We start from the raw sequence: 11,152 nt of genomic DNA, 5'->3' as shown, positions 1-11,152 counted from the left end.
TTCACGGGGCGGTTTTCGCCCGTGGATCAAGCCCTAATTGTACCCGAATCAAGCCGTCTCTGCCGCCGTCCAGCGTCCTCCGGACTCAGCCCGATGAGCTGTTTTCAGCCGTCCCAATCCGCCTGGAAACGTGCTCCGATCGAGGGCCCCGAACGGCTGGCCGTGAGCAGCTCGCCGCAGTGGACTTCACGGTGGGCGATCTCGTATTCATCCAGGTAGCACGACGGGTCGACGCCCATCCAGTCGCCGGTGGCGGCCTCGGCCCGGGTGCGGAGGTTGCCGTTGCACAGTTTCAGGAACCGGCAATCGCTGCAGCGCTGGGGCAGGCCCTCGGGGCGGGTGCGGAGTTGATTGAGTCGGACGTCGGTCGGCTGCTCGCCCCAGATCTCGCGGAAGGTCTGTTCGCGGACGTTGCCCACGGGGTAGTGCCAGGAGAACTGGTCGTAGTGCACATCGCCCTCGGGGCTGACCGAGCAGATGTTGGCCCCCGAGCGGTTGCCGCCCGTGGCCGAGAGACGCTTGGCGATGGCCGCAGCGCGGGCCGGGTCGGTCTGCTCCAGGGCCATCACGGCGTAGGCCGCGTCGGCGTGGTTGCCCACGGTCAGCACCTCCAAAGGCGTGCCGCGATCATGGAACTGCTGGGTCAGTTCGAAGATGCGGTCCACCGCATGCCGGGTCTGATCCTTGGTCAGGTCGGCGAGCTGCATCTTGCCACCACGTCCCGCATAGGCGAGGTGGTAGACGCAGAGGCGGCCGATGTTCTCGCGGACGCAGAGCTCGAAGATCTGGTCGAGGTGGTCGAGGTTGAAGCGGTGGACGGTGAAGCGCACGCCGACCTTCAGGCCGTGGCGTTGGCACCGGCGGATGGCGTTGAGGGTTTTCTCGAACGCGCCGCGTTGCCCGCGGAGCTTGTCGTGGGTTTTGCCGATGCCGTCGAGCGAGATGCCGACGTATTTCACGCCGAGTTCGGCGAGGCGGGCCGCGGTGATGCTGTCGATGAGCAGGCCGTTGGTCGAGAGCGTGCAGGGCAGGCCGAGTTGGCGGGCGTAGGCCATGAGGTCGAGCGTGTCGTCGCGGACCAGGGGTTCGCCGCCTGAGAACAGGACCGCCGGGGCACCAAACTCCTTGAGTTGGTCAAGCAGCTCGCAGCCCTCGCGGTAGGTCAGCTCGTTGGGCGCGGCGCTGGCGTCGGCGTTGGCGTAGCAGTGGACACACTTGAGGTTGCACGCCCGGGTCACCGCCCAGACCACGACCGGCCGGGGCGCGTTGTCGCCCGGGGCGCGGTCGGCCTTGCGGTGGCCGTAGCGCAGTTTTTCGTTGCCGGCCTGATGGTTGCAGAGGATGTTGCTCACACTAAACATGACGAATCTCCAAAGGGATCGAAGCGGGAGTCGCTTCGGGATCAAGGTCGGGTTGGTACGGGCAGTCGGGTTCCTCACCCAGGTAGTCGCGGCTCACGGCATAGGCCCGGGCACGCGATCCGCCGCAGATTGATTTGTATCCGCATCGGCCGCACTTGCCCTTGAGCTGTTCGGGGTCGCGCAGCGCGACGAAGGTCGGGTGGTGCTGATACACATCCACGACGGACTGCTCGGGGAAACGTCCGGCCACCAACGGCAGGAAGCCCGACGGCTGCACCTCGCCGCGATGGCTGATGAAGCAGATGCCCTTGCCGTCGTTGATGCCCAGCGGCGAGCGGGCGGGCGGTCGTGGCCCGTCGGCCTTGCCAGGTTGCGGCCGCATCGGGTCGCCCATCCGTTGTTTCACAAACCGGCGGTAGAACGGGGCTTCGGTGGTCTTGATCGCAAACGGCCGGGTCTTCGCCAGACGCCACAGTAGATCGAAGACCTCATCCGTCTGGTTGCCCGAAAGTCGGTCTTCCCGATACGCCCGCCCGGTCGGCACAAGGAAGAACACCGACCACATCGCCGCACCGACCGATTCGACCAGGTCGGCGATCGCGGTGAGCTGATCCAGGTTGCCCGGCATCACCGTGGTGTTGACCTGTGTGGACAGGCCCATCGCCTGGCAGTCGCGCAGGATGCGTAGCCCATCGTTAAACGTGCCCGCCTCGCCGCGGAACCGGTCGTGCCAATCCGCGTCGGCCGAGTCGATCGAGATCGACAACCGTTGCACGCCACACCGTTGAGCTTCACGCAGCAACGGCCCGCTCACCCGCGGCGTGGCGGACGGCGCGAGCGAGGTGTGCAGCCCCAAAGACACCGCATACTCGATCAGCGTGAAAAGGTCGGCTCGCGCAAACGGGTCGCCGCCCGTCAGCACGAGCATCGGCGGCTTCGGAAAGTTGGCGAGGTCTTCGAGAAGCGACAGCGAACCGGCGGTCGAGAGCTCGTGCGGGTGGGCGTGGGGCATGGCCCGGGCGCGGCAGTGGCGGCAAGCCAAATCGCAGGCCCGCGTGACCTCGTAGAACACGAGCAGCGGGCTGTGCGCGGCGTCAGACAAGGCGTAACGCGGGGCGTTCCTTCCATGCATGGCCCCACCATAGACACTCCGCTAAACGCTTCAATGAACACACTTTTTGTGCGATTTCAGGAATTTCTTGTGACGCGCGCAACGTTTCGCCGAGCCCCACGACTACTCTGGTGGCTGGGGACGTTCCCCGGCCGTCAGGAGCCGACTGTTTGACCGATTGGCACAACATCGTGACCGAGCACGGCCCCGTGGTCTGGAAGACGGTTTACCGTCTGCTGGGCGACGCGGACTTGGCACGGGACTGCTACCAGGAGACCTTCCTGGCGGCGATGAAGATGTCTGAATCGGCCCCGGTCGAGAACTGGCAGGCGATGCTGCGGACGATAGGCACACGCAAGGCCATCGATGCGCTGCGGGCCCGGGTGCGAGCCCGGTCGCGTGAGCACAGCGGGGTCGACCCCGAGCACGTGGTGACGAGCCATGCTCCGGGGCAAGGTTCCCAAATCGTGCACCTTGAATTGGTCGACGCGGTCCGGGACGTGTTGGCACGCATCCCCGATCGCCAGGCCGAGGCGTTTGCGTTGCGGCACTTCGAGCAGATGGACAACCCCGAAATCGCCGATCGGCTCGGAACCACGCCCCGCAACGTCAGCGTCCTCATCCACCGCGCGGTGGCCCGCCTTCAGCAAGACCTGCCCGCCTCTGTCCGCCAGAACAACGACTTCACCTCCGGAGTTCCGCGATGACCCAAGAACACCCTCAACCCGAGCACGATGCGTTGATTCAAGACGTCGTCACGGCGTTTGACGGCGTGGAGGTCCCGCCGATGCCGGAGGTCGCCCAGACGGTCGCGGCCCTCGAAGCCGCTTCGTCTTCGTCCCCGTCGGCTCCGCGTCCGCTCCCGTTTTACCGGAGACCCGCGATGAAATTTATTGCTCCACTTTCGGCCGCCGCTGTAGCGGGCTTGGCCGTGATGCTCTCGATCGTCTTCCTCGGCGCTGCGCCCAGCCCGGCCTACGCCCAGGTCCGCGAACAGCTCAACGCCATCCAGACCGCCACCTTCACCATGACCATGAACAGCGATCAGGGCGAGATCGCCGTTGATTGCTGGGTGAAAAGCCCCGGCCACATGCGGCAGAAGCTGACCATGTTTGGCCAGGACATCATCAGCGTGATTGACTTCTCTGAGCAGCGCATCATGTCGCTCGTTGAAGCCGATCGGCTCGCCTCGTTTGCCGACATGTCCGGTTTGCCCGAAGGCCAGATCCCCGATGACATCGTCGAAGAATTCCGAAACATCTCCGATGGCAACTCTGTGCTGATCGGCGAGGAAGAGATCGACGGCGTCTTGCTGCTCCGCTACGACTTTTCCCAGGGGGAGTACGAAGGCAGCATGTGGGTAGACCCCAGCACCAACCTGCCGGTCCGTTCGGAGATGGTCCATCGCGAAGCGACGGCCGACAGTAAAACCGGCTTGGTGATCGATCAGTTCGTCTGGAACCCGGCCCTGGATGCGTCGCTGTTCGAGCTGAAAGTACCCGAGGGCTACCGCACACACGAGATCAGTGTGCAGCAGGACGGCGTCGAAGACCTCAAGATCGTCTTGCAGCTCTTCGCCTATGCCAACAACGGTGTCTACCCCGATCAGTTTGATGCACTGTCCTACTTCGCCGTGGGCAAAGTGATGCACCCCGACGGGCTCGACGACGAGGGCATGGGCCGATACTGGGCCGGGCTCATCGAAGAGGTCACCGGCAAGACCGGCCTCGACCAACAACAGATGCAGGCCGAGGGGCAGAAGATCGGCGAGATCGTTGGCCGCACCGGCTTGTACCTCAGCTTCCTGCAGGACCTCGACTACCACTGGCTGGGCCGCGGTGTGAAGCAGGGCGACGGCGAGGCGATGCTCTGTGCCTGGAACCCCACCGAAACCCCGGGCTACACCGTCGTCTTCGGCGACCTCTCGGTCAAGATCGGCGTTGACGCCAAGGACCTGCCTTTCAACTCAAGCGAATAACGCGGACCATGGGGACACCTTTCCCACGCCAATCCGACTGAAAACACCTTGCCCCGCCCCCGCCGAGTGACCTCCGGCAGGGGCGGGGCGTCGTCGTTATCATGCCGCCCATGGAAGCAGGAATCGTCGGCCTACCGAACGTGGGTAAATCCACACTCTTCAACGCCCTCACCAGCGCGGGCATCCCCAGCGAGAACTTCCCGTTCTGCACCATCGAGCCCAACGTCGGCGTCGTCCCCGTGCCCGACGGCCGACTGGACACCATCACCCAGTACATCCCGCCCCAAAAAGTCATCCCCGCGGCGCTCCGCCTCGTGGACATCGCGGGCATCGTCAAGGGCGCTTCCGAGGGCGAGGGCCTGGGCAACAAGTTCCTCAGCCACATCCGCTCGGTCGACGCGATCCTGCACGTGGTCCGCTGTTTCGAAGACGACGACATCACCCACGTCGACGGCAGCGTCGACCCCATCCGCGATATCGAGGTCATCGACACCGAGCTGATGCTCTCGGACCTCGCCACCGTCGACAGCGCCCTCCAAAAAGCCGCCCGTAACGCCAAGTCCGGCGACAAGGACGCCAAGGCCCGCCTCGCGCTCCTGCAGAAATGCCAGCCCGTCCTGGCTGAAGGCAAACCCATCCGCAACCTCATCGCCTCCGGCTCGCTCGACCCCGAAGAGCTCAAGGCCCTCAAGAGCTTCGGCTTCATCACCGCCAAGCAGGTGCTCTACGTCGCCAACGTCGACGAGGACGACCTCCACGGCGAAGGCGAGCTCGTCAGCCGGGTCCGCGCCCGGGCCGAGGAAGAGGGCGGCGCGGTCGTGCCGGTGTGTGCGAAGCTCGAGAGCGAGCTCGCCGAGCTGGACGACGCCGACCGCGACGAGATGCTCGAGAGCGTCGGCCTCGAAGAGCCCGCCCTCGCCGCGCTGGCCCGCGCCGCGTACAAGCTGCTGGGCTACCAGAGCTACTTCACCGCCGGGGAAAAAGAGGTCCGCGCCTGGACCATCCCCATCGGTGCCACCGCCCCCCAGGCCGCGGGCGTCATCCACACCGACTTCGAAGCCAAGTTCATCCGCGCCGAGGTCTACACGCTGGACGACCTGGTCCAACACAAAGAAGAAAAAGCCATCCGCGACGCGGGCAAGCTGCGGGCGGAGGGTAAGGCGTACGTTGTGCAGGATGGCGATATCTGCCACTTCCTGACGGGGGCATGAACCAGATATGTAGTGGTTAGGATCGGCTTTTCCTACTATGAAGTTTCCACAGCTACGCTGTGGACTGTTTCTACGCTACACGCTTTCAAGCTTGTATAGGCCATTCAAGTTGCCAATGAGCCGTGTGGGCGGAGAGTCTTAAATTCTGGAGGCTACAAATGAAACACCGCGTTAAATGCACGTTATGTGGTAATCCTTTGACGACTTGGTTGGAGCTTGTTTCATCCGACTTCGACCCCGAGTGGAAAGACGGCGAAAATGTCATTCCGCAAGGTAAATATTGGATCGTAGATGATGGGATGGTAAATCTAGAGGGACAAATTCTAATTCATCTGGATGATCGATTGAACTTGACCAACCACCCCGAATCAGAGAGGTGGGTGGGCTGCTGTGGTCCATCTGCAGGCATGCCTAATCAGCTGTGCGGTAAGTGTGGCGCTGAAGTAGCAACTGAGGTTTCAGACTGTTGGACGAGCTACTACGTCCACTTCGAACAGGATAAGACAGACTTGATGGCAGAGTCTGATTTGTAGGTAAGCACAAGATTCGGAATTTGGTTTTCAAGCATTCGATGCCTTATTGCCGCGATACGGCCGGGTAAGCGAAAGCTCAAACCGCTTGAGATCATCTTCCGACGGCATTCCGTAAGGCCGGAACCGTGTGATCGTGCCGCGGTCTTCACGGTACAGCAGTGCCCGGTAGGGGCCGAGGTCGTTGGCTTCGCTACTGTCGATGATCTGGGCCGAGTCGGTGGCGGACATCTGGAACATCACGCGGTTGTCGAACTCGCGCAGGGCCCGGCGGTCGAACACCGGTTCGATGGACGCAGCGCGGTCAGCGACGACGATCAGGTGCATGCCCACGACCGGGCCGTCGCGTAATAGGTCCAGCAACTGCTCGTCGGGCTTGGCGGAGCTACCGGCGTCATCGTCCAAAGAGAACGAGAAGCCGTCGTCGGACTTGCGGAACTGGCGGAAGCGTTGGAGGCCGAACACGGCGATGAAGGTGGTGGGGGCCTCCGTGCCGCCGTCTTCGATGCGGCGCTGCAGTTCGGCGTGGAGCTCGGCGAGGGTCGAGTCGACATCACGGAAGGGCACCTGGGCGACGCCGTGCGGCAGGGTGTCGAGGGTCTGGCGGATCTGCTCGTCGTGTTGGGGCTCGGTTGAGCCGTTGAAGACGACAAAGCGGGCGGCGTCGGGATGGTGGGCCGCGGCGAGGCCGAGGAGGGACGAGCAGAGCAGGCCGAGGGTGTTGTCGGCGTTTTGCCCGAGGACCAGGGCGTTGGCGCCGTTGAGCTTGGGGAAGGTGATGGCGGTGGGGGCGTCGATGGCGATGGGCTCGCCGAGGTAGGCCGAGGTGGCGTGCAGGCCGCGGGCATCGGGCTTGGGCCAATCGGGCAGGGCGAGCAGTTCGCTCAGCGGCTGGTTGTCGGCGAGGCTCGCCGGGGCGTTGCCCTCGAAGACGAAGCAGCCCTCGGACTCGACGCTGCGCTCGGCGGCACGTTCGGTGATGTTGCGCAGGTTGTCGCGCAGCTCGTGGTCGGGCAGCCAGGCGACCTGGAAGAGGCTGTTGGCTTCGAGGGTGCCGTTCTGGTCGTTGTAGATCGCTTCGCCGGGGCGGGTGAGCAGGCGGGCGGCGGAGTTTTCGTCGCCGAGGATGAGCTGGCTGTCGTTCTCCGAGCACTGCAGCGCGATGCGCACGGCCATCTGCCCCATCGTGCCGCGAGGCAATCCGGCAGCGCCGCTGAGGGATTGCGAGCCGAGGAAGGCGTGCATGCCGAACGCCCGGCCCTGGCGCACCAAACGGTCGAGCAGTTGCGTGGCAGCCTGGCTGATCGCGTCGTCCTGGCCGAAGAGCTCCTGGAACTCGTCGACGATGAGCATGACGCGGGGCATGGGCTTGTCGGGCTCGGCCTTGTGGTACCCGGCGAGGTTGGCGACGCCGGTCTCACGGAAGCGTTCGCCGCGCTCGTCGAGCATGGCGTCCAGGCGTTTGAGGATGGACAGGCCGAACTCGCGGTCGGACTCGATCGCGATGGCGCGGAGGTGCGGCGGGCGGTGGCTGACGTAGGGCTTGAACTCGACGCCCTTCTTGAAGTCAATCAGGTATAGCTCGAGCTGGTCGGGGGGGTACCAGAGGCAGAGGTTGGTGATGAGCGTGTGCAGCAGCGACGACTTACCCGATCCGGTCTTACCGGCAACGAGCGCGTGCTGCGCGACGCCCCGCCCGACGCGGAAGGATTGGAGGCGCGTCGCGCCCGCGCGGCCGATGGGGACTTCGAGGTCTTCCGAGGCGCTGCGGGACCAGAAGTCGCCGCTGCCGGGTGCGGGGGTGATGGTGGAGAAGGGGACCTGGACGCGGCCCGCTTCGATCGCGGCCCGGCCGACCTTGCCGACGATTTGGCTGACGAGTTCTTCGCTCGGCGGCGTGTCGGGGAAGAAGGGGAACCGCTCGGTGACGGCGTGCCGCCAACGCCAGCCGGTGTCCTGATCGAACGATGCGACGGTGCAGTGTCGGCGGAGGTCGTCGATCTCGCCGGTGGGCGGGTTGGTGCGTTGGTCGTGGAGCACGAGGACGAAGACGCCGCATCGCGCGCCGCTGGCGGCGAGGCTGTTGAGCCGGGCCGCGGCGTCGGTCGAGAAGCCCTGCGGGTAGTCGGCCACGACGAGGAAGCGGTACGGCTCGGCGAGCTCCCCGGCCTGCTCGTTGTATTCGTCGATCGAGGCGTAATCGTTGCGCAGATACTTCTGGATCATCTGCCCCATGTGGTCGGTCAGGTCGGTGAGGCGTCGGTCGATGTGCGCGGGCTCGGACCAGACCCGGCCGTTGACGAGGGATTCTTCGTGGTCGGCCAGGTGCATGAACCCGCCGAAGGATTCGCCCAGGCCGATGGGGTCGACGAGGGTGAACTTCACTTGCCCGGGCGGCATGGTGGTGAGCAGGCGGAGCATGACCGATTGCATGAGCGCGAGCGCCGCGGGGCGCTGCTCGGGCGTGGTGCCGAGGTAGAGCGAGCGCTGGTCCGGCCCGGAGAGGAGGGCGGGCACAGAAAGTGAGGGCGGCAGGTTCAGGTCGAACCGGCCCCCGGCGGCCTGCTCGTCTAGGAGGTTCTCGGTGTCGAGCGTAATCGAGCCGAAGCGGACGGCGGGGGCGGGCGTGGTGGGCGGGACCCAGTTGGTCCACTCGGGGTCGGCCCAGGGGAGGTTGGAGGTTTCCTCGAGCCGACGCATCTCGTCGAGGCTGTGGAGCAGGCGGTCACGGCCCGCTTCCCAGCGTTGTTGGAGCGACGCGGCGCTGCTGCCGTGCTCGGTGTCGAGGGCAAGTTGGTCGCGTTCGCGGCGGCGGGTGATGATGTCGAGTCGGCGGTTGCGACGGTCGTCGATCTGCTTGATCGCCGCGGCGGACTCGGCCTTGAACGTGGCGGTCTGTTGCTGGTGGTGTTCGTCGAGCAGGGTGGCTTTGCTTTGGACCTTCTCGTTGAGCTCGGCGATGGACTGCTGGCTGCGGGTGGTGATCTTCTCGAAGTAGGGGGCGAACTTGGCGTGGGTTTTCTCGTGGGCGGCGTCGCGTTCCTGGCGGGCGGCGTCAGCGCGCACGTCACGCTTAACCTTTGCGGCTGCACTGAGCTCGTCGAGGTAGTCCAGATGCGCTTCGCGTTGTTGGCGGTATCCGGCGAGCGCGTTGGCGACTTTCTTGGTGCCCATGCCGAACAGTAAGCGCCCCAGTCCCCAGACGATAGCTCCGCCGACGACGAAGGCACCGATGCCGGTGTAGATGGGCGTCCACTCCCAGGCGAGTTGCTGGCCGAGGTAGAGCGCCCCGGCGGTGAGGCCCGCGGTCAGGATGAACCAAAGCAGATAGGGCACGAAGCTGACGAACAGCGTCGGCAGCATGAGTTTCTTGAGTTGCCGTAGGGACGACTTCAGCTCGGCGTCTTGCGAGGGGTACCGATCGAGCAGTTCGTTGAACGCGGCCTCGGGGTCGGCGGGGGTTTCCGCAAGGTCGTCTTCATTCGGCGAGACGTGCTCGGGCAATTGCAGGTCGCGGTGGCGGTATCGCTTGAGCGTGTCCACGGCCTGTCCGTCAACGCCCTGGGCCTGCTGCTGCATCGAGTCGAGTTGAGCCAGGTCGCGCTCGTACTCGGCTTTGAGTTCGTTGATCCGGCCCTCGAGCATGCTGTCGGCGACCCACTTCTCGTGAGTCTGCTCGGACTCGGTTTTCTTCTGGGCGTCCTGGGTTTGGCCTTGCAGCTTTTTGTGCAGCTTCTGCGCGTCGGCGTCGAGCTTGGCCTTACGCTGTTGGTAGTCGGCCTGGATCGCGGCGTCCTGCTTGGCGTGGGCTTTTTCGAGGCGGTGACGGTTCGTGCGGTGGCGGGTCGAGACACGGTCCTGGGTCTGCTCGAAGCGCTTTGTGATGAAGTCCTGGCGTTGTTGGGCGTCTGCCTCGAGCAGGCGTTCGGTTCGGTCGCTGGTGTTGGACAGGTCGATCAGGTCGGCGAGCGCCGCGAGCTGGCGTCGGCCGATGGACGACAACGGCACGGGCGACGCGGCGGAGGTGGCGGCTTTGGGATCGTTGCTGGAGGGGTTGCCTTGGGTCATGTGCACTCCTGTCGGGCCCGTTGGACGGACTGTTGGGCCTGGATCATCGCGTCGATGGCCTGCTTGAGGTCCTGGTCCATCGGGCGGATGAACTCCTGCTCAAACTTGCGGGCGGCGGCGTCGTCCCACGATCGGCACAGCTCGTCCCACCGGGCGTTGAGCGCCTTGCGGGCATCGTTCAGGGTTGAAGCGCCGACGCCCAGGCTCATACGGCCTCCTCGGCTTGGGGCTCGGTGTCGTCTTCGTTGGCGGGGGATATGTCGTCTTGGGCTTTGTCGGTATCGTCCGAAACGACACGGCTCACGCCGCCAGTTTCAGGTGCGCCGGGCGCGGATGGGGAGGCTTGGGACGACTGGGCTTCGAGGTAGTTTTCGAGGGCGATCAGGTGGCCTTCGAGGCGGGCCAGGGCGCGGGGGATGACCGCTTCGGGCAGGCTTTGGGCGGGCTGGAGGCCGGACTGGAATTGGATGGCTTCCTTGTCGAACTGCCGGTTCCACCGCTGGGTGGCGGAGAGTTTTTCTTCGAGCCACTGCATCTTGGCCTTGGCTTTGGCCAGGGCTTTTTGCTCGGTGACGGTCGAGGGCGGGTCGCCGGTGGCGGTGGGCTGGAGGCGTTTACGGCGTAGGTCATCCGTCGCGTTCTGCAACGCACGCTCGGCCTTGCGGCGCTCGGTCAGGAGGCGTTGGGGGTGTTCGTCTTTGAGCCAACGCGCGGTGCTCTGCACTTCGCTTTCGCCCAGGCTGGTGCCGTGGCGCACGCCCTCGGCGAATTTCACGAGGAAGGCTCGGAACTCGCTGAGTTGCTGGATCGATTGGACCCGTGCACCTTTGGCCATGAACATCCTTGGGTTGGGCGGAGCGAGCGAGGGAAACGGTTGAGGCGGGAAGCGGGGA

At 64.9% G+C, this 11,152-nt stretch carries 8 protein-coding genes; 3 read left to right on the top strand and 5 right to left on the bottom strand.

What is annotated here, in order from left to right; all coding sequences use genetic code 11:
* Positions 1–104: 104 nt before the first annotated feature.
* A complete protein-coding gene (locus tag HNQ40_RS00755) occupies positions 105–1,361 on the bottom strand; it encodes a radical SAM/SPASM domain-containing protein (RefSeq protein ID WP_184675394.1) in 1,257 nt (418 codons plus the stop codon).
* Positions 1,354–2,493, bottom strand: a complete 1,140-nt coding sequence (locus HNQ40_RS00750) for a TIGR04053 family radical SAM/SPASM domain-containing protein (protein WP_184675392.1) — start codon at positions 2,491–2,493, stop codon at positions 1,354–1,356. Before HNQ40_RS00750 ends, HNQ40_RS00755 begins: the two co-directional genes overlap by 8 nt.
* Positions 2,494–2,642: 149 nt before the next feature.
* On the opposite strand from HNQ40_RS00750, the gene HNQ40_RS00745 reads away from it, so the two are divergent.
* The 3 genes from HNQ40_RS00745 (at position 2,643) to ychF (ending at position 5,661) form a co-directional block, all read left to right on the top strand.
* Positions 2,643–3,179, top strand: a complete 537-nt coding sequence (locus tag HNQ40_RS00745) for an RNA polymerase sigma factor (RefSeq protein WP_184675390.1) — start codon at positions 2,643–2,645, stop codon at positions 3,177–3,179.
* Positions 3,176–4,450, top strand: a complete 1,275-nt coding sequence (locus HNQ40_RS00740; protein ID WP_184675388.1) for a LolA family protein — start codon at positions 3,176–3,178, stop codon at positions 4,448–4,450. Before HNQ40_RS00745 ends, HNQ40_RS00740 begins: the two co-directional genes overlap by 4 nt.
* Before the next feature lie 110 nt (positions 4,451–4,560).
* Complete coding sequence (gene ychF / locus HNQ40_RS00735) at positions 4,561–5,661, top strand: redox-regulated ATPase YchF (protein WP_184675386.1); 1,101 nt, start codon at positions 4,561–4,563, stop codon at positions 5,659–5,661.
* Positions 5,662–6,221: 560 nt separating this feature from the next.
* Here ychF and HNQ40_RS00725 read toward each other — a convergent pair.
* From HNQ40_RS00725 to HNQ40_RS00715, 3 genes are read right to left on the bottom strand one after another with little or no spacing between them, the layout of a single operon-like run.
* The gene (locus HNQ40_RS00725) at positions 6,222–10,259 is read right to left on the bottom strand and encodes an FtsK/SpoIIIE domain-containing protein (protein ID WP_184675382.1); all 4,038 of its coding nucleotides are present in this window, start codon (positions 10,257–10,259) and stop codon (positions 6,222–6,224) included.
* Positions 10,256–10,468: a hypothetical protein gene (locus HNQ40_RS00720; RefSeq protein WP_184675380.1), complete on the bottom strand. Its 213-nt coding sequence runs from the start codon at positions 10,466–10,468 to the stop codon at positions 10,256–10,258. Before HNQ40_RS00720 ends, HNQ40_RS00725 begins: the two co-directional genes overlap by 4 nt.
* The gene (locus tag HNQ40_RS00715; RefSeq protein ID WP_184675378.1) at positions 10,465–11,094 is read right to left on the bottom strand and encodes a hypothetical protein; all 630 of its coding nucleotides are present in this window, start codon (positions 11,092–11,094) and stop codon (positions 10,465–10,467) included. The genes HNQ40_RS00720 and HNQ40_RS00715 overlap by 4 nt, the downstream gene beginning before the upstream one ends.
* Between the last annotated feature and the right edge of the window lie 58 nt (positions 11,095–11,152).

Origin of the sequence: Algisphaera agarilytica, from assembly GCF_014207595.1 — a bacterium.
In the GTDB taxonomy this organism is placed as follows: domain Bacteria; phylum Planctomycetota; class Phycisphaerae; order Phycisphaerales; family Phycisphaeraceae; genus Algisphaera; species Algisphaera agarilytica.
The sequence above is the reverse complement of the archived record's forward strand: the minus strand, read 5'-3'. Positions and strand labels throughout refer to the sequence as shown.